Annotated in this window: 16 protein-coding genes; 15 read left to right on the forward strand and 1 reads right to left on the reverse strand. The window is 59.7% G+C overall.

Annotated elements, in window-relative coordinates:
• Positions 1 to 495: 495 nt before the first annotated feature.
• Both AR456_RS00215 and AR456_RS00220 read left to right on the forward strand, forming a co-directional pair.
• Positions 496 to 861, forward strand: a complete 366-nt coding sequence (locus AR456_RS00215; protein ID WP_021819567.1) for a hypothetical protein — start codon at positions 496 to 498, stop codon at positions 859 to 861.
• A gap of 11 nt (positions 862 to 872) precedes the next feature.
• A complete protein-coding gene (locus AR456_RS00220) occupies positions 873 to 2,927 on the forward strand; it encodes a pyrroloquinoline quinone-dependent dehydrogenase (RefSeq protein ID WP_021819568.1) in 2,055 nt (684 codons plus the stop codon).
• Positions 2,928 to 3,081: 154 nt separating this feature from the next.
• Here AR456_RS00220 and AR456_RS00225 read toward each other — a convergent pair whose 3' ends face one another.
• Positions 3,082 to 3,813 carry a FadR/GntR family transcriptional regulator gene (locus AR456_RS00225; protein WP_021819569.1) on the reverse strand — a complete coding sequence of 244 codons (732 nt, stop codon included), beginning with the start codon at positions 3,811 to 3,813 and terminating at the stop codon, positions 3,082 to 3,084.
• A 300-nt stretch (positions 3,814 to 4,113) separates the two neighbouring features.
• On the opposite strand from AR456_RS00225, the gene AR456_RS00230 reads away from it, so the two are divergent.
• The 13 genes from AR456_RS00230 to AR456_RS00290 all read left to right on the forward strand — a co-directional run bounded on the left by AR456_RS00230 (position 4,114) and on the right by AR456_RS00290 (position 18,001).
• Complete coding sequence (locus AR456_RS00230) at positions 4,114 to 5,091, forward strand: TRAP transporter substrate-binding protein (RefSeq protein WP_021819570.1); 978 nt, start codon at positions 4,114 to 4,116, stop codon at positions 5,089 to 5,091.
• 89 nt (positions 5,092 to 5,180) lie between these two features.
• Complete coding sequence (locus AR456_RS00235) at positions 5,181 to 5,747, forward strand: TRAP transporter small permease (RefSeq protein WP_021819571.1); 567 nt, start codon at positions 5,181 to 5,183, stop codon at positions 5,745 to 5,747.
• The gene (locus tag AR456_RS00240; protein WP_021819572.1) at positions 5,744 to 7,027 is read left to right on the forward strand and encodes a TRAP transporter large permease; all 1,284 of its coding nucleotides are present in this window, start codon (positions 5,744 to 5,746) and stop codon (positions 7,025 to 7,027) included. Before AR456_RS00235 ends, AR456_RS00240 begins: the two co-directional genes overlap by 4 nt.
• Positions 7,028 to 7,142: 115 nt before the next feature.
• On the forward strand, positions 7,143 to 8,138 hold the full coding sequence (locus tag AR456_RS00245; protein ID WP_021819573.1) for a 4-hydroxythreonine-4-phosphate dehydrogenase PdxA: 996 nt from the start codon (positions 7,143 to 7,145) through the stop codon (positions 8,136 to 8,138).
• A gap of 35 nt (positions 8,139 to 8,173) precedes the next feature.
• Positions 8,174 to 9,346, forward strand: a complete 1,173-nt coding sequence (locus AR456_RS00250; protein WP_021819574.1) for an L-rhamnonate dehydratase — start codon at positions 8,174 to 8,176, stop codon at positions 9,344 to 9,346.
• 7 nt (positions 9,347 to 9,353) lie between these two features.
• The gene (gene araD1, locus AR456_RS00255; RefSeq protein ID WP_031208225.1) at positions 9,354 to 10,352 is read left to right on the forward strand and encodes an AraD1 family protein; all 999 of its coding nucleotides are present in this window, start codon (positions 9,354 to 9,356) and stop codon (positions 10,350 to 10,352) included.
• Between the two features lie 110 nt (positions 10,353 to 10,462).
• Positions 10,463 to 11,482, forward strand: coding sequence for a TRAP transporter substrate-binding protein (locus AR456_RS00260; protein WP_202903950.1), 1,020 nt, complete (start codon positions 10,463 to 10,465; stop codon positions 11,480 to 11,482).
• Between the two features lie 7 nt (positions 11,483 to 11,489).
• Positions 11,490 to 12,488, forward strand: a complete 999-nt coding sequence (locus tag AR456_RS00265; protein WP_021819577.1) for an amidohydrolase family protein — start codon at positions 11,490 to 11,492, stop codon at positions 12,486 to 12,488.
• A gap of 103 nt (positions 12,489 to 12,591) precedes the next feature.
• Positions 12,592 to 13,587 carry a TRAP transporter substrate-binding protein gene (locus AR456_RS00270; protein ID WP_021819578.1) on the forward strand — a complete coding sequence of 332 codons (996 nt, stop codon included), beginning with the start codon at positions 12,592 to 12,594 and terminating at the stop codon, positions 13,585 to 13,587.
• Between the two features lie 26 nt (positions 13,588 to 13,613).
• Positions 13,614 to 14,165: a TRAP transporter small permease gene (locus AR456_RS21530; protein ID WP_021819579.1), complete on the forward strand. Its 552-nt coding sequence runs from the start codon at positions 13,614 to 13,616 to the stop codon at positions 14,163 to 14,165.
• Positions 14,162 to 15,442 carry a TRAP transporter large permease subunit gene (locus tag AR456_RS00280; protein ID WP_021819580.1) on the forward strand — a complete coding sequence of 427 codons (1,281 nt, stop codon included), beginning with the start codon at positions 14,162 to 14,164 and terminating at the stop codon, positions 15,440 to 15,442. The genes AR456_RS21530 and AR456_RS00280 overlap by 4 nt, the downstream gene beginning before the upstream one ends.
• Positions 15,443 to 15,452: 10 nt before the next feature.
• Positions 15,453 to 16,376 (forward strand): amidohydrolase family protein, encoded by a 924-nt coding sequence (locus tag AR456_RS00285; protein WP_021819581.1) that lies wholly within the window; start codon positions 15,453 to 15,455, stop codon positions 16,374 to 16,376.
• Between the two features lie 47 nt (positions 16,377 to 16,423).
• Positions 16,424 to 18,001, forward strand: a complete 1,578-nt coding sequence (locus AR456_RS00290) for an aldehyde dehydrogenase (NADP(+)) (RefSeq protein WP_056932984.1) — start codon at positions 16,424 to 16,426, stop codon at positions 17,999 to 18,001.
• Positions 18,002 to 18,090: the final 89 nt, after the last annotated feature.

The following is an 18,090-nucleotide window of genomic DNA, read 5'->3' on the forward strand; positions in this document are numbered from 1 at the left end:
GAGTTACCAATTTTCCAGAGAGATATACACATCTATCGTATTGTTGTTGTATTTATGGGAATTTTTTTGCGTAAAAACAATGAGTGTTCTTATTGTCAGGAAGTAGATGAATATAACTTGTGATGTTTTGTCTGCGGCATGACCGATGAAAATCGATGAACTGTTCGGCACCAGTGGGTGTTTTCTCAAAGATGGAAATATGCTTGCAGAGCATGAGTCTCGCCCTCGTTGATAGCGACGATGGGGAAGGGGCGCTGCTGCCATGTCGGGAGGCGTTCTGGACTGATCCGGCTGGAGTTCAATGGATGTCCTGACTACGTTGGGTGTGAGTGGACTGAGACTGTTGCGGGATAGATGCCAGTGTCGCCGGGTACCACGGAAGGCTGATAAACGCTGCGCGACATACTATAATAATCATTAGCGCGCTATCAGACCTGAGTCTAATCAGGTGTGGATGATTCTCACCCCCCGCCTCTCAAGGAGTTCTATATCGTCATGTCGCAACGTCAATCGAATCGGTTGGGCGCTTTGCTGCTCACCATCGCATCGCTTGTGGGGCTGGCTATTGCGTTGTATGCCTGGTTCACACCGCTGACAGGTGTCAACGGCACCTTGGGAGCACTGGTTGCGATTCTCGCCTGCCTTGCTCTTGCCATCATGGCCTTCATCCTGCCGCGCCTGCAGGGCGGCGTGGTACGCAATCTGCTGCGTATTGTGATCCTGCTGGGGCTCATCGGCACCGGCTTTGCCGGTCTGTTGCTCCATCAGTGTTGGATCAGTGCCGCCATGCTGGTTGGTCTGGTAGGGCTGATTCTCGATATCGCTTGCTCTAATCGCACTTCACTTCACGCCCACTCATGAGGAGCCGACTCATGCCAACTCGCCGCCCTATGGCGCAATGCCTCGGCGCGTTCTCTGCGCTTGTGCTGTCCATCTCGTCCGCTCCCTTGCTGGCTCAGGAGTCATCGGCAGCGCAGGATCAGCAGTCTACTCAATCGTCTTCTGAGGAGCAGGCGGCTCAAGGTCAGGAATCATCCGCACAGAACAGCACTCGGTCGCCGATTCCGCTGGTGCCGGAATCGCCGAGCTGGGACAGCTTCCACGGCCAGCTCAATGCCCAGAAGTACAGCTCTCTCGATCAAATCACTGCCGATAACGTCGAGCAGTTGGAAAAGGTCTGGGAAGTGCATACCGGTGACGTCTCGGATGGCTCTGGCGACGTGCCGCCAACTGTCTGGTCTGCGACGCCCATTTTTGCCAACGATACGTTGTACATCGGCACGCCCTTCTATCGTGTGCTGGCGCTCGACCCCGCCACGGGTGAGGAGAAATGGAGCTTCGATACTGACTCGACGCTTGAAGCCTTGACGCAGCCGGCGCTGAAGAGTCGCGGTGTCTCCTATTGGCAGGCCGATGAGCCGGTCGCAGGTGAGTCCTGCCAGAAGATCGTTTACATGGGCACCATGGACGCCCAGCTGTTCGCGCTGGACGCGGATAGCGGCGAGCTGTGCGAAGGCTTTGCCGATGGTGGGGTACTCGATGTCAATCAATGGAACACCACCAATGACCGTTGGCCGCTATCGTTGCTGCAGCCGCCTACGGTGGTCGGTGACCACCTGATTCTCGGCTGGGCTGGCAAGGATTGGGCCTCCGAGCAGGCGCCTCCCGGCACCGTGTTCTCGCTCGATGCGCGCACCGGCGAGCTGGAGTGGACCTTCGATACTCTGCCCGAGTCGCTGCGTCAGAAGAGTGGCACCGCCAACGTCTGGACCCATATGTCGGCGGATGAGGAGCGTGGCCTGGTCTATCTGCCGGTCTCGTCGCCATCACCCAACTATTGGGGTGGCAACCGTACCGAGGAAGCCCCCTACGCGACCTCGACCACGGCACTGGATATCGAGACCGGCGAAGTGGTCTGGTCGCGCCAGTGGGTACATCACGATGTCTGGGACTACGATATCAACGCCGCACCGACGCTGATGGATATCACCGTGGATGGCAAACAGGTTCCGGCACTGATCCAGGCGACCAAGATGGGCTTCCTGTTCGTGGTCAATCGCGAGACCGGGGAAGACGTGTGGCCGATCGAGGAGCGTCCGGTGCCCGGCGGTGACGGAAGTGTCGAGGGTGAAGTCTATGCGCCTACCCAACCATTCCCGACCAGTCCGGCACCATTGCTCGACCAGGCTGAAAAGCCCGAGGTATGGTGGCTGGCCGATGCGGTGAGTTTCGGTCAATGCTCCAGGCTGTGGGATGATCTCGCCTATGAGGGCATGTACACGCCACCATCCACTCAGGGTGCGGGAACGCTGACCTATCCTGATAGCGCGGGCGGTGTGCAATGGGGCGGGGTAGCGTTTGATCCTGTCAGCCAGACGGCGATCGTCAACACCTCGCATATCGTGCAGTACGTGAAGCTCTATAACCGTGAAGACTACGACAAGGCTGATAGTGGCTCGGGTAACGAGAGTGGCTTCTCTCCTCAGGAAGGCGCGCCTTACGGCATGCAGCTGGAAGCGGCGCTCAACTCACTGGGTATGCCCTGCTGGGAGCCGCCTTTTGGTGAAATCGTCGCCCTCGATATGCACACAGGGGACGTGAAGTGGCGTCGTCCGGTGGGTGCCTCACAGCAGTACGGTTTTTTCATGCCCGAGAGCTGGGGATCGCCCACTATTGGTGGCCCTGCAGTAACCGCGGGTGGCGTGGTATTCATTGGTGCTTCGATGGATGCCAAGCTGCGTGCCTACTCGCTGGAAACCGGTGAGCAGCTGTGGTCGGATCAGGCCGAAGCTCCCGCGGTAGCCAACCCGGCGGTGTACGAATACAACGGCCGTCAGTACGTGGCCTTTATCGCCGGTGGTAATTCGATCCTCAAGGAGCAGGTTGGTGATCAGGTTGTGGTCTATGCGCTGCCCGAGTCTGAATGAAGCCTGGATTGAGTGAACCCAGGATTGAGTGAACCCAGGATTGAGTGAACCCTGGATTGATTGAAGCTTTGAAAAAGTGGGCCCGAGTGGCCCACTTTTCTTGCCAGCACGATTTTCGCTTGTACGACCAGCTCTTGCCGTCAGCCTGCGATTTTCAGGGCTGGCCAAGCTTGGCTCTTGTGGTGCGATAGACGCTATCCAGATGGGATAGCATGGCGCGTTCAGCGGCATCCGGATCGCGTCGCCTGAGCGCTTCAACGATATGGCAGTGCTCACGGTAACTACGTTCGATAGCGCCGGGCTCCTGCATGACCTGACGACGAATCTTGAGCCCGAAGTCATAGAGCTCTTCGCAATAGCCCGCGAGGATCTCGTTGTTGGCGTATTCCGAGATCACACGATGGAAACTCTGATCCGAGAGCTGGAAGTGGACCGGGGCATCAAACATGTCAGCCTGAGCCTCGAGTAATTTCTCCAGTTGCTCGATGCCCTTGTCATCGATTTTCATCGCCGCGCGCCGCGCAATCGCGGCCTCGACCACGATGCGACTCTCGAAGACCGAATCGATATCGAAGCGATTGACCTCATGGTTGTCATCCGCGGCATGCAGATGGCGGAAATGATCCAGCGCTTCATCATCGGCGCAGATGCGTGTCTTGGAGCCGTGAGATACGTTGATCAGTCCGTAGCCGCTGACCAGTGAGATCGCTCCCCTGACGGTTTCACGACTGACTCCAAACAGTTGCGCAAGGTCACGCTCACTGGGTAACACATCACCATCGCGAAGCAGTCCATTGGTCACCATATTGACCAGCCTGTCGGCCAGGACGTCCTTCTTCGTCTTGTTCTGCAGGGTCTTTTCGAAGGCAAAGGCCGTAGTATCCATGGGCTGAGGCTTCCTCTACGTAGTGGTCTAAACACTAGACCATTCTGTGATTAACTCCTAGCGTTTAATCATTTTTACTAGACAAAAGTCGCGATTATAACGTTTTTCGTTGACGAGGTCTGTCTTTGGTTCCTAAATTGCAGCATAACTGGTCTGGTTAACCGACCACTAGACCAGTTTGGTATCCAAATGACTCAGTCACAACGATTCAGCAATCTGAGTCAGTCCAGCGAATCAGTGACAACCAGACAACAACGCAACAAACACGCAACAACACAACAAAGCAACGGGAGACACCCGATGAAACGTCACACGCTTGCTCTATCCGCCCTTGCCATGAGCCTTGCAGCCGGCGCAGTTCAGGCCGATGAGATCGTGTTTGCCATTGGCGGACCCCCAAGCAGCTTACAGGGGCAGACTTCTCAACACTTTGCCGATGCGCTGCAGGAACGCTTGGGTGATGCGCATACGGTGGAGTATTACCACAGTGGTCAGATCGGTGATGAGCGCCAATTGCTGCAGAAACTGCGTCTGGGCACCGTACATCTCGCTGGCATTTCCTCGATCATGTCTTCCGTAGCTCCCAGCTTCGCGCTGTTTGACCTGCCGTTCCTGGTCAAGGATCGCGACCACCTGCTGCGTATCGACGAGCAGATCGTCAAGACCGATCTTGCCGAGGTGGCTGAGACTCAAGGTCTGCATCTGGTCTCGACCTGGGAAAACGGCTTCCGTCAGATCACCAACAGCAAGCGCGCCATCAATGTTCCCGAGGATCTCGATGGTCTCAAGATCCGCACACCGCAGAGTGAATGGCGCACCCTGATGTTCAGTACCTGGGGTGCCAACCCTACTCCAATGGCCTTCTCCGAGGTCTTCGTTGGTCTACAGACTGGGGTTATCGATGGTCAGGAGAACCCGCTCTCCAATATCGATGGCGCCAAGTTCCAGGAAGTTCAGGATTACCTCTCGATTTCCAATCACGTCTATTCGCCGATCTGGCTGACCGCCAGCGCTTCTGGCTGGGAGTCACTGCCCGAGGATGTGCAGATCGCCATCGCGGAAGTGGCCGCCGAGACTCAAACGTGGGCATTGGCCAAAGGCAATGAGCTCGACAATGAGTTGGTCACCAGCCTCGAAGAAGAAGGCGGTATGAACGTCAATCACGTCGATCGTGATGCTTTTGTCGCCGCCAGTCAGCCGGTCTATGAAGCCTATGCCGAAGAGGTTGATGGTGGTCAGGAGCTGATCGATCGCGCCATGTCTCTGGCTGAAGAATAAACCGCTGCCTGAACAAGCAGTGACGGGTACACAAGATGGGCGCCACGCGGGTGGCGCCCCCTGTTACGGCCGCAAGTGAGGGTGATCGGATGACGGCTGTTGATCGAACTGTCTATCAAACAAGGCGAGTGGTTGAGCGCCTGCTGGAATTTTTCACTGTTGGTCTGCTGTTGGCGCTGACGGTAATCGTGCTGGTCGCGGTAGGGCTGCGCACCTTCGGTGGCTCGCTGGCGTGGTATGACGAAGTGGCTTCCATCAATCTGGCCTGGTTGAGCTTCTACGGTGCCTGCCTGGCGGCGCTGAAGCGTTCGCACATGGGTTTTCCCGGCATCGTCGCCAAGGCGCCACCGGCCATTCGGACTGCACTGTTCGCATTCTCGGAAGTCATCGTGGTGGGCTTCTTCATCGTCGTCGCCTGGTATGGCTACAAGGTGTTGGATGTCCTCGCATGGGACAACCTGATTGCCTTGCCGTCGATCGGACTCAATGTCACCCAGTCGGTGATTCCGATCAGTGCGGTGTTGTTCATCATCTGTGAACTGCTGAGCCTGCCAATGGCCTGGCAGAAGATGCGCTCCGGCGTCGATAGCGAGGAAGAAGCTATCGAAGAGGCCATTCGCATCGCCGAACAGGATCTCAAGGAGCATCGCTCATGACATTGCTGGTCATTATTGCCGTGTTGTTTGCCCTGGTGCTGATCAATGTACCGATTGCCGTGGCCATCGGTACCGTAGGGGTGGCGGGTGCCTACTTCTATATGGGCGCCGATGCGCTGGTCAATGTGCCACTGACGCTGTTCAACGGCGCGACCAAGTTTCCGCTGATTGCCATCCCCTTGTTCATCTTCGCCGGTGCGCTGATGAATACCTCGGGTATCTCGATTCGTCTGATCAACCTGGTCTCGGCCATGGTCGGCTTTGTTCGCGGTGGCCTGGCGATGGTCAACGTCGGCGTCTCGATGTTTTTCGCCGAGATTTCCGGCTCGGCGGTGGCCGATGTCGCGGCCACCGGTTCAGTGCTGATCCCGGAGATGAAGCGCCGCAACTATGATCCACGCTTTTCTGCGGCGATCACTTCATCTTCGGCATCGCTGGCAATCATCATCCCACCGTCGCTGTCGATGATCCTGTATGGCGCGATTGCCGACACCTCGATCGTCAAGCTGTTCGTCGCCGGTATCATCCCCGGCATTCTCGGCGGCATCGGTCTGGCGATGGCCTGCTACTACTATGCGGTGAAGTACAACCTGCCGCGCGAGGAAGCCTTCTCGCTGAAGCGTCTCGGCAAGGCATTCCGTGAGGCGATGTGGGCGTTGCTGCTGCCGGTGATCATCCTCGGAGGCATCTTCGGAGGCTTCGTCACCGCCACCGAAGGGGCAGGCATCGCAGTGCTCGCGGCGTTAGTCATCGGTGGACTGGTCTACCGTGAGCTGAACGTCAAGATTCTCTACCGCGCCGTCATTGAGGGTGTGATTCAGACCGCCGTAGTGATGCTGTTGGTGGCAACTTCCGCCGTGCTGGGCCTGTTCCTCACCGAGATGCAGCTGCCGCAGCAGTTGGCGCGTGAGATCACTGCCATCACCAGTGACCCGGTCGCGGTACTGGCACTACTCAATATCCTGCTGCTGTTGCTGGGCATGTTCCTGCATGGTGCAGCGGCGATCATTCTGGTGGTACCGATTGTCATGCCGCTGGTCACTCAGATCGGCATCGATCCGATCCACTTCGGCCTGATTCTTACCCTCAACCTGGCGATTGGCCAGCAGACCCCGCCGGTGGCCTCGGTGCTGGCGACCGCCTGCTCGATTGCCAGGACCGATATGTGGGAAGTCACCAAGGTCAACCTGCCGATGATCTTCGTGCTGTTCGTGGTGCTGATGCTGGTGACCTATGTGCCGGCGATCCCGATGAGCATGGTCAATCTGTTTTACGGATAAACGCATAACTCTATCGATAAACGCATAACAGCAGAGAGCCGATGGCGGCTCTCTGTTGAGGCCCGACTGGCCAGACAAAACCCTTACGTAATAGCTGGATATCGAGGAATACAAGATGAGTAACAACAAGCCTGTTATCGCGGTGACCCTGGGCGATCCCGGTGGTATCGGTCCGGAATTGATCGCCAAGCTGTTCGCCGAGAACGAAGTCTTTGCCGACACCCACACCGTACTGATCGGTGATCGCTGGCTGTGGGAGGAAGGCCAGCGTGTGGTCGGCGTCAAGATCGACCTGCCCGAGGTCAACAGCTTCGCCGAAGTGCGTGAGCACGACACCCCAGTGTTCCTCGAGATGGACACCGTGGATCGTGCGAATACTGGCTATGCACTGGCCAACGAGCACGGTGGAGCCTCGGTACTGGCGGTGTTGGCGCGTTGCATCGAGGCCCACAAGGCCGGTGAGGTCGATGGCATCTGCTTCGGTCCGCTCAACAAGTACGCCATGAAGCTCGGCGGCCTCGGTCATGAGGATGAGCTGCATTGGTTCGTCGAGAAGTTGGGCGTGACCACTTTCTTCAGTGAGTTCAATACCCTGGGGACGTTGTGGACCTCGCGCATTTCCTCGCACGTGCCGCTCAAGGAAGCCCATGAGTACGTCACCGAGGAGCGCATCATCTCGGCGGCGACACTGCTTCACGACACCCTGAAGAAGGCTGGCTTCGACGAGCCGCGCGTTGCGGTGGCCGGTTTCAACCCGCATGCCGGTGAGGGTGGTACTTGTGGTCGTGAGGAAATCGACGTCATTGCTCCGGCGGTGGAAAAGTGTCAGGCGCAGGGCTACCCGATCGTCGGGCCATTCCCGGCGGACACGGTGTTCCTCAAGGCCCGCGACGGCGAGTTGGATGCGGTGGTCACCATGTTCCACGACCAGGGCCAGATCGCCATCAAGATGCTTGGTTTCGACCGTGGCGTGACCATCCTCGGCGGCCTGCCGTTGCCGGTCGGTTCCCCTGCCCACGGGACCGCCTTCGACATTGCCGGTGAGAACAAGGCCAACCTGACCCCGACTCGCAATGCTTTCAACCTGGTCAAGGCCATGTGCGCTCACTGAGCCACGGTCGTCGGCAATAGCACAGGAACAATGCAATGAAGATTACCAACGTTCGTACCCGCGTCTTCGAGTGGAAGGGCCATACCGTGGCGCCCCAGGCGCATTTCTGCTCCAACGCCATGGATGAGTTGTGGGACAAGGGCGACTCCATGGGTACCTTCCGTTTTCACGGCTGGACCACGGTGGAAGTCGAGACCGACAGTGGCATCGTTGGGCTGGGCAACGTGGCGCTGGCGCCGCGCATTGCCAAGGCGATCATCGACCAGTACCTGGCACCGCTGGTGATCGGTCACGATCCATTCGACTACGAATACCTGTGGCAGCGCATGTACCGCTCGACTCATGCCTGGGGTCGCAAGGGCATCGGCATGGCGGCGATCTCCGGTGTCGATATCGCCATCTGGGACCTGATGGGCAAGGCGCTGGGCAAACCGGTGTTCAAGCTGCTGGGCGGTCGTACCAAGGAGAAGATTCCCTGCTACGCCTCCAAACTCTACCGCAACGACCTCGACGAGATGCAACGTGAGGCGCAGTCCTATCTGGATCAGGGCTTCAAGGCGATGAAGATGCGCTTTGGCTATGGCCCCAAGGATGGCCCCGCGGGGGTACGCGAGAACCTCAACAGCGTTGCCGCGGTACGCGAGGTCATCGGTGAGGATATCGACCTGATGCTCGAGTGCTACATGGGCTGGAACCTGGAATATGCCAAGCGCATCCTGCCCAAACTGGAGCAGTTCCAGCCGCGTTGGCTGGAGGAACCGGTGCTGGCCGATGACATCGACGGTTACGTCGAGCTCAACAAGCTGACCAGCATCCCGATCTCCGGCGGCGAGCACGAGTTCACCCACTACGGCTTCCGTCAGTTGCTCGAACAGCGTGCCGTCTCGGTAGTGCAGTACGACACCAACCGTGTTGGTGGCATCACTGCAGCGCGCAAGATCAACGCCATAGCCGAATCGTTCAGCGTGCCGGTGATCCCGCATGCCGGACAGATGCACAACTACCATCTGACCATGGCGTCGATGGCCTCGCCGATGTCCGAGTTCTTCCCGGTGCATGACGTCGAGATCGGCAATGAGCTGTTCTACTACCTGTTCAAGGGCGATCCCGAGCCGGTCAATGGCTTCCTCGAGCTCGACGATGATCTGCCGGGGCTGGGACTTGAGCTCAACGAAGACTACTTCGACCAGTTCACGATCATCGAGTGAGGCAATGATGCGACTGATTCAGTATCTGGAAAACGGGCAGCTGTGTGCTGCCCTGGTCGAGAGTGACGACGCGGTGCGCCCGATTCGCATCGATGGCGGTGTCTACGCGCTGGCGAGAATTGCCATCGACAGTGGCCAGACGCTGTCGGCGGTGGTCGAGGTGCGCCTCGATGACGAACTGATCGATTATCAGCCGCTGATCGACGAAGGGCGCTTGCTACCGCCGCTAACTCATCCTGATCCGGCGCACTGCCTGATTACCGGCACCGGCCTGACCCACCTCGGCAGCGCCGATACTCGTTCGGCGATGCATGCCAAGGCCAGCCAGACAGAGGAGTCTGAGCTGACCGACTCGATGCGCATGTTCAAGATGGGCGTCGAAGGCGGTCGTCCCGCCGAAGGTGAGGTGGGCGTGCAGCCCGAATGGTTCTACAAGGGTGATGGCAACTGGGTGGTACCGCCCGAGGCGGCGCTGACGATGCCGGCTTTCGCCGAGGATGGTGGTGAGGAGCCGGAACTGGTTGGCGTGTATCTGGTGGGCGCCGATGGTCGGCCATGGCGTGTCGGTTATGCCGTGGGCAACGAGTTCTCCGACCATGTGGTCGAGCGCCAGAATTACCTATGGCTGGCACACTCCAAGCTGCGCCAGTGCAGCTATGGCCCGGAGCTGTTGATCGGTGAACTGCCCGCGCATCTTGAAGGCACCAGCCGCATCACGCGCAATGGCGAGACTCGCTGGGAAAAACCGTTCCTGACTGGCGAAGACAACATGTCGCACAGCATCGCCAACCTGGAATACCACCACTTCAAATATGCAGGCTTCCGTCGTCCCGGTGATGTGCATGTGCACTTCTTCGGCACCGCGACGCTGAGCTTTGCCGACCACATCCGCGTCGAGCCGGGCGATCGCTTCGAGATCGAACTGCCCGCACTGGGTCGCGCATTACGTAATCCCCTGATCAAGAAGGAAGAGGCAAGCACAGGCGTGGATATCCTCGCGCTCTAGCAGAACCGTGGCGGGCCGCCATGCTCCTGATGGCCGGCAGCTCGCCACATCGGCTCCGCAACTGGATGGTGGCGGAGTTCAGCAGTTTCCCGACATTCGAGGTGACAATAATGACAGCAGCCCTTGATGTAATGCGTTTCTCCCCCCGTTCCCTGTTGTGGGTGACGGCCACCGTGATGGCCTTGAGCAGTCTGCCCCTGACGGCCATGGCAGCCACCACCCTCAACTTCGCTCATACCCACCCGGTGGAAGATGCCCAGCACCTTGCCGCCGAGCACTTCGCCGAGCTGGTCGAGGAGCGCAGCGACGGCGAGTTGAAGATTCGTGTCTTTCCCAGCGGCCAGTTGGGCAGCGACAGCGCCCTGGTAAGCAATGCACGTGGTGGTCAGGTCGATATCGTCCTGACCGGCAACCCCTATTACACCGGTCTGGTCGGTGAGCTCAATGTGCTTGATCTTCCGTTTCTGTTCGATAGTTACGAGCACGCTTATGCGGTGCTCGATGGCGAGGTCGGACAGTCGCTGTTGGACCTACTCGGCGAGCAGGACCTCAAGGGTCTGGCGTTCTGGGAGATCGGCTTTCGCAACCTGACCAACTCGCGGCATACCGTCGAGAGCGCTGCGGATATCGAAGGTCTCAAGTTGCGCACTACGCCCAACCCTGCGCATATCGCGGCTTTCGAGGTGCTGGGTGCCAACCCGATCCCGATGCCGTTCACCGAACTGTTCACGGCCATGGAAACCCGCACCGTGGATGGCCAGGAGAACCCGGTCAGCCTGATTCGCTCGGCCAACTTCTATGAAGTTCAGGATCACTTGTCGCTGACCGCGCATGCCTATACAGCAGCTCCGCTGGTGATGAACAAGGCGAAGTTCGACGGTCTCAGCGCTGAGCAGCAGCAACTCCTGGTGCAGGCCGCCCTCGATGCTGCCCAATTCGAGCGTGAGGAACTGGCCGAGCGTCTGACCGGTGATCTGGCGTTCCTCAAGGAGCAGGGCATGCAGATCGTTGAGGAGCCGGACCGGGCCTCGATGCGCGAGGTCGTCGCCGGGCCGGTACAGGCCAGCTTCACCGAGAAGTACGGCAGCGAGCTGATCAATGCCATCGACGCCGCGCGTCCGGCCGAGTGAGGCAGCTATGCCGATGACCTTCGATGAGATGACCCTCGACCGGCAGCGTCAGCGCTTTCTCGCCAGCGGCGATGATCGTGAGCTGCCGATCATCGATGCCCATCTGCATTTCTGGAATCCAGCCGAGAACGGCCAGCCCTGGTTGTGCGAGGAGCCGATGATCGCCTTTCGCTATGGCGATTACAACGCCATACGTCGCCCCTTCCTGCCGCCGGAATATCGGCGGCTGTGCGGCTCCCACCAGGTGGTGGGCTGCGTATATATGGAAGCGGAATGGGCGCATGGAGAAGCACTGGGCGAGACGTGCTGGATACAGGATCTCAATGAGGGCGAGGGCTGGCCCAACGCCATGATCGCTCAGGCGTGGTTGGATCGTGACGATATCGAACAGCAGCTTGATGCCCTGAGCTGCTGGCCTCTGGTGCGTGGTGTGCGTCACAAGCCCGCCAGCCTGCCGCTGGACCAGTATCACGCCGACCATGCGTTGCCCGGCTCGCTGCGCTGCCCGCATTACCGGCGTGGCTATGCTGCGCTGGCGCGTCACGGGCTGATCTTCGAGCTGCAGGTGCCCTGGTGGCATCTGCACGAACTGGTGCCGTTGCTGGAGCGTTATCCCGAGGTGGCGGTAGTGATCAACCACGCCGGCGTGCCGGGGGACCGGGAGCCACAGACGCTGAAGGGATGGGAAAACAATCTGCGCCAGGTAGCGGCCTTCCCGCAGGTGATGCTCAAGCTGTCCGGTATCGGTCTAGAGGGCCAGCCCTGGCGTATCGAGGACAATCGCCGTGTGGTCCACACCGCCTTCGAGGTGATGGGGCCGGAGCGTTGCATGTTCGCCAGCAACTTCCCGGTCGATAGCCTGGTGACCACCCTCGATGATCTGTTCACCGCCTTCAAACAGCTCAGTGCCGAGCTGACACCCCGGCAACGGCTGGCGGTGTTCTGTGATAACGCCATTCGCTGTTATCGGCTGAGTCCACCACGCAACCACCCCGCAGGACCATAACAACGAGCAGGATCATTACAAGCAGCAAGACCACTAATTACAACAAGACCACTAATTACAAGCAGCAAGACCACTACGTAGAAGAATAAAGGAGTCATGCCCCATGAACGTATTTCGAGTTATTCCAGCCTCTTTGCTCGCCCTGAGCCTTGCCGTGGTCAGTGCCGACACCATGGCGGCGATCACCGCACGTATCGCCACCAGCCTGCCGGACAACCACCCGCAGACGATGGGTGCGGCGAAGTTCGCCGAGCTGCTGACCGAGCGCAGCAATGGCGAAATCAAGGTGCAGTTGTTCGGTAATGGCGTGCTTGGCAATGACGTCAATCTGGCGTCGATGCTGCAAGCCGGCAATCTGGAGTTCAATGTACCGTCCACCGCCACCCTGGCCAGTCTCAACCCGGACTTCAGCGTCATCAGTCTGCCGTTCCAGTTCGAGGACACCGCTCAGGTCGATGCGGTACTCGATGGCCCGGCGGGGCGAACGCTACTCAATAGTCTCAGCGACAAGGGTATTGTCGCCCTGGAATATTGGGATAACGGCTTCCGGCATATCACCAACAGTCGCCGTGCGGTGGAGTCCGCCGATGATGTTGAAGGGCTGAAGATCCGCACCATGCAGAACGAGCTGTATATCGACATGTTCAATGGGCTGGGCGCCAACGCCATTCCGATGCCAGTCAATGAGCTGTTCACTGCACTGGAGACACGCACCGTCGATGGCCAGGAAAATCCGTTCTCGGTGATCGAAAGCAAGCGCTTCTTCGAGGTGCAGTCCTATCTGTCCCAGACCGCGCATGCCTATGACGCTCAGGTGTTGATCGCCTCGAAGCGTTTCCTCGACAGCCTCAGTGAAGAACAGCGCCAACTGGTTGGTGATGTGGCGCGTGAGGCCACGCTGTATCAGCGTGAGCTGAGCCGTGACTTGAACGAAACGCTGCTGGCGCAGTTGGAAGACCAGATGAGCGTCAATGAAGTGTCGCTGGACGAGCGCCAGGTCATGCGCGAGCGGTTGATGCCGGTGATCGAGAAGCATCGCAGCGAGATCAGTGAAGCCACGCTGAATGCCTTCGATGCGGCACTGGCCGAGCGCCACTGAACTCCGTTGCCTGAAGGAGATATTGCATGTCCAGAACACCGCATAGTGCGGCCGAGCTGCAGCAGGGATTGCTGCAGCTGGCGCTGGAACGTCTGTCTCGATTCACCGAGCAGTTGCTGAACCTGCTCATGGTACTGGCACTGGTAGCGATGATCGCGCTGGTATTCACCAATGTGGTGCTGCGCTATGGCTTCAATAGTGGTATTTCGGTCAGCGTTGAGCTGTCGCGCTTCCTGTTTGTCTGGGTCACCTTCATCGGTGCCGTGACCGGTTTGATGCGCCATGAGCACCTTGCAGTATCGACTTTCGCCGACCGCATGCCGAGAGCGGTGCACAAGGTGGTGCAGCGCCTGGTGACTCTGGCGATGCTGGGTTGCTGTCTGATGCTGGTCAAGGGCAGCTATGCTCAGACGCTGCTCAACTGGAGCAACCTGTCGCCGATCAGTGGTATTCCGGTGGGCGTCTTCTATCTTGCCGGGCTGATTGCCGGGGTCCTGATGTCACTGATTCTGCTGTTCCGTCTGCTGACGCCCTCCCACCTGCAGAGAGCGCCTGTCTCCGAGGAGTTGCCGTCATGACCATCGGGCTTTTCCTGACCTCATTGCTGGCCTCCATCGGTCTGAGCCTGCCCATCGCCTTCGCCCTGCTGGTCAGTGCCGTGGTACTGATGCTGCACTTGGGTTTGTTCGATTCGCAGATCCTCGCCCAGAACCTGGTCAACGGTGCCGACAGTTATACGCTACTGGCGATTCCGTTCTTCCTCGTCGCCGGTGAGGTGATGGCGCGCGGTGGTCTGTCGAAGCGCATCGTGATGCTGGCGATGAGCATGGTCGGTCATCGCAAGGGTGGGCTGGGCTTCGTGGCGATCTTTGCTGCCATCGTCATGGCCAGCCTGTCTGGCTCGGCGGTAGCCGATACCGCCGCGCTGGGTTCGATGCTACTGCCGATGATGCGCCAGGCTGGTTATCCTCCGGGGCGCAGTGCCGGTCTGATGGCGGCCGGAGGCATTATCGCGCCGATCATTCCGCCATCGATCCCGCTGATCATCATTGGCGTGGCGGGTAGCATCTCGATCAGCAAACTGTTCCTCGCCGGTATCGTACCGGGACTGATCATGGGTATCACCCTGGTGCTGATGTGGCTGTTCATCACCCGCAAGGAAGATTTGGTGGTGGAGAAGAAGGCCACCGGAGCCGAGCGCCTGACCGCGCTGCGACGCAGCTTCTGGGCCATGTTGCTGCCGGTGATCATTATTGGTGGCATCAAGACCGGGGTGTTCACCCCCACTGAGGCCGGTGTGGTGGCGGCGGTGTACGCCATCGTGATCTCGACGCTGATCTATCGCGAGTTGGACTTGTCTGGGCTGTACGAAGTGCTGGTGCAGGCCGCGCGCAATACGGCGGTGGTGATGTTCCTCGTCGCCGCAGCCAGTGTCGCCTCCTGGTTGATCAGCATTGCCCAGTTGCCGTTGCTGGTCGCAGATATGTTGTCACCGCTGGCGGACAATCCGCGGCTGCTGATGCTGGCGATCATGGCCATCGTGCTGATCGTGGGCATGGTCATGGACCTGACTCCGACCATCCTCGTGCTGACCCCGATTCTAATGCCGATCGTCAAACTCGCCGGTATCGATCCGGTCTACTTCGGCATCATGTTCGTGCTCAACTGCGCGATTGGTCTGATCACACCGCCGGTAGGCAATGTACTCAATGTCATCACCAGTGTCGGCAAACTCAAGTTCGAGAAGGCGGTGGCAGGGGTGATGCCCTTTGTGCTGGCCTACCTGGTGCTGTTGCTGCTGTTCGTGGCTTTCCCGCAGATCATTACTGCGCCGCTGTACTGGCTGGCCAGTTGAGGAATAACACATGAGTGAACCCCAGACGCTGATCGACAGCCACCATCATTTCTGGGCGCTGGATGGCAGCGTGCATTACCCCTGGCTCGAGGACGAGGTGGATGACCATTTCTTCCTCGGCGACTACCAACGCATACGCCAGCCATTTCTGCCGGCAGATATCCGCGCACAGGTACCTGAGGGGTACCGGCTGGCTGGAACCGTGCACTGTGAGGCCGAGTCAGCACGCAGCGCCCCCGAGGTGGAAACTGCATGGCTGGCGCAACTGGCCGAGCAACAGGGACTGCCGATAGCACTGGTCGGCTGGGCGGCATTTGCCGATGTGGCCTGTGAGGTGCAACTCGATCAGCAGATGCGCTCGCCACTGTTTCGTGGTGTGCGCGCCAAGCCGATTACTGCTGGGCGCCCAGATCAGTACTGCAGTACTCTGGGCGTTCGCGGCTCACTGCAGGACCGCAACTGGACCCGTGGCCTGGGCATGCTGGAAGAGCGAGACCTGAGTTGGGACCTGCGGGTGCCGGCCTGGCATCTGGCCGATGCCGCCCGGTTGCTCGAAGGCTATCCGGCGCTGCGTGTGATCCTCAATCACACCGGCTTGCCCTGGGACCGCAGCGACGCTGGGCTGGCTGAGTGGCGCAAGGGCATGCAGGCGCTGGCTGACAACCCGCGCGTGGCGGTCAAGCTTTCGGAACTGGGCAGCCCCATGGCTGCCTGGGACGAGCAGCAGAACATTGCCTTGCTGGCCGAGGCCATCACCATTTTCGGTCCTGAACGCTGCATTTTTGCCAGTAACTTCCCGGTCACCGGACTCAATGCCAGCTATGCCCATTGGCTGGCGATGGTCGAACAGGCCATTGCCGATGCCGCGTCCGAAGCGCGCCAGGCGATTCTGCACGACAACGCCGTTCGTCTTTATCGGCTGGCAACCGGCTGATTGATCATCCACAACCTGCTATTCCACAAAGACAGCGGAGAGATAGCGTGCAACTTGAAGGCAAGCAACTGATTGGCGCCGACGCCGTACTGGCAACCGGCCGCCCCATCCATGCCATCAACCCGGCCACCGGTGAGCAGATGGAGCCGGCGTACCCCGGTGGTTCCAACGCCGAGGTCGAGCGTGCCTGTGAGCTGGCCTGGCAGGCATTCGATGTCTACCGCGAAACTGGCCTCGAACAGCGTGCGGCATTCCTCGAAAGCGTCGCCGATGAGATCGAGGCCATCGGTGATGCACTGATCGAGCGTGCCATGGCCGAATCCGGCCTGCCGCGTGCCCGTCTCGAAGGTGAGCGTGGCCGTACTTGTGGTCAGCTGCGCCTGTTCGCTCGCGTAGTGCGTGATGGCGAATGGCTCGATGTGCGCATCGATCCGGCACTGCCGGAGCGTCAGCCGATGCCACGTGTCGAACTGCGTCAGCGTCATATCGGCCTCGGTCCGGTCGCCGTGTTCGGAGCCAGCAACTTCCCGTTGGCCTTCTCGGTAGCCGGTGGTGATACCGCCTCGGCGCTGGCTGCAGGTTGCCCGGTGGTGATCAAGGCGCATTCCGCCCACCCCGGCACCTCGGAGTTGGTCGGTCGCGCCGTACAGCGCGCGGTGCAAAAGCATGAGCTGCCGGAAGGTGTGTTCTCACTGCTGTTCGGTTCCGGCCGTGAAGTCGGCCAGGCGCTGGTCGCTGATCCGCGCATCAAGGCGGTGGGCTTCACCGGCTCGCGTGCCGGTGGCACTGCATTGATGAAGACGGCCCAGAATCGCCCCGAGCCGATCCCGGTCTATGCCGAGATGAGTTCGATCAACCCGGTGTTCCTGTTGCCCGAGGCGCTCAAGGCACGTGGCGCGGCGTTGGGTGAAGCCTTTATCGGCTCCCTGACCATGGGCGCAGGCCAGTTCTGCACCAATCCTGGCCTGGTGATCGCCATCGAAGGTCCGGAACTGGATGTCTTCGTGGCGGCGGCCGGTGAGACCGTCAAGGGCGCGGCGGCGCAGACCATGCTCACGCCGGGCATCTTCGAGGCCTATGAAAGTGGCGTCAGCGGTTTCAGCGCCAGCGACAAGGCCACTGAGGTGGCCCGTGGCCAGCGTGGCGAAGGCCCCAACCAGTGCCAGGCGGGCCTGTTCACGGCCCGGGCCGCTGACTTCCTCGCTGACGAGGCCCTGCAGGCCGAGATCTTTGGTTCCACCTCGCTGGTGGTGAAGTGCGCCGACCTCGACGAGGTCAAGCGCGTCGCCGAACATCTCGAAGGTCAGCTGACCGCCACGTTGCACATGGACGATGCCGACGTTGATGTCGCTCGCCAACTGCTGCCGATCCTCGAGCGTCGTGCCGGACGCGTGATGGCCAACGGCTGGCCGACCGGTGTCGAGGTGTGCGATGCCATGGTTCATGGTGGCCCGTACCCGGCGACCTCGGATTCCCGTACCACGTCTGTCGGCACCGCCGCGATCCATCGCTTCCTGCGTCCGGTGTGCTACCAGAGCCTGCCTCAGGCGCTGCTGCCGGAAGCCCTGCGCGACGGCAACCCGGCCAGGGTCAGTCGCCTGGTGGATGGCAAACGCGAAGGTTAAGCCCGCGCCGATCGCCTTGCTATAAGGTGTGGCCCCCTTGGGATAAGCTCCAAAGGGGGCTTTTACGTTGTCGTTATCCTTATCATGGG

This window comes from Halomonas huangheensis (genome assembly GCF_001431725.1).
Classification (GTDB): domain Bacteria; phylum Pseudomonadota; class Gammaproteobacteria; order Pseudomonadales; family Halomonadaceae; genus Halomonas; species Halomonas huangheensis.

What these genes read in the sequence shown, in the direction of transcription:
- AR456_RS00245 (WP_021819573.1), top strand. Translation starts at nt 7,143, where the DNA reads ATGAGTAACAACAAGCCTGTTATCGCGGTGACCCTGGGCGATCCCGGT.
- AR456_RS00215 (WP_021819567.1), top strand. Translation starts at nt 496, where the DNA reads ATGTCGCAACGTCAATCGAATCGGTTGGGCGCTTTGCTGCTCACCATC.
- araD1 (WP_031208225.1), top strand. Translation starts at nt 9,354, where the DNA reads ATGCGACTGATTCAGTATCTGGAAAACGGGCAGCTGTGTGCTGCCCTG.
- AR456_RS00220 (WP_021819568.1), top strand. Translation starts at nt 873, where the DNA reads ATGCCAACTCGCCGCCCTATGGCGCAATGCCTCGGCGCGTTCTCTGCG.
- AR456_RS00235 (WP_021819571.1), top strand. Translation starts at nt 5,181, where the DNA reads ATGACGGCTGTTGATCGAACTGTCTATCAAACAAGGCGAGTGGTTGAG.
- AR456_RS00225 (WP_021819569.1), bottom strand. Translation starts at nt 3,813, where the DNA reads ATGGATACTACGGCCTTTGCCTTCGAAAAGACCCTGCAGAACAAGACG.
- AR456_RS00240 (WP_021819572.1), top strand. Translation starts at nt 5,744, where the DNA reads ATGACATTGCTGGTCATTATTGCCGTGTTGTTTGCCCTGGTGCTGATC.
- AR456_RS00260 (WP_202903950.1), top strand. Translation starts at nt 10,463, where the DNA reads ATGACAGCAGCCCTTGATGTAATGCGTTTCTCCCCCCGTTCCCTGTTG.
- AR456_RS00230 (WP_021819570.1), top strand. Translation starts at nt 4,114, where the DNA reads ATGAAACGTCACACGCTTGCTCTATCCGCCCTTGCCATGAGCCTTGCA.
- AR456_RS21530 (WP_021819579.1), top strand. Translation starts at nt 13,614, where the DNA reads ATGTCCAGAACACCGCATAGTGCGGCCGAGCTGCAGCAGGGATTGCTG.
- AR456_RS00270 (WP_021819578.1), top strand. Translation starts at nt 12,592, where the DNA reads ATGAACGTATTTCGAGTTATTCCAGCCTCTTTGCTCGCCCTGAGCCTT.
- AR456_RS00285 (WP_021819581.1), top strand. Translation starts at nt 15,453, where the DNA reads ATGAGTGAACCCCAGACGCTGATCGACAGCCACCATCATTTCTGGGCG.
- AR456_RS00265 (WP_021819577.1), top strand. Translation starts at nt 11,490, where the DNA reads ATGCCGATGACCTTCGATGAGATGACCCTCGACCGGCAGCGTCAGCGC.
- AR456_RS00250 (WP_021819574.1), top strand. Translation starts at nt 8,174, where the DNA reads ATGAAGATTACCAACGTTCGTACCCGCGTCTTCGAGTGGAAGGGCCAT.
- AR456_RS00280 (WP_021819580.1), top strand. Translation starts at nt 14,162, where the DNA reads ATGACCATCGGGCTTTTCCTGACCTCATTGCTGGCCTCCATCGGTCTG.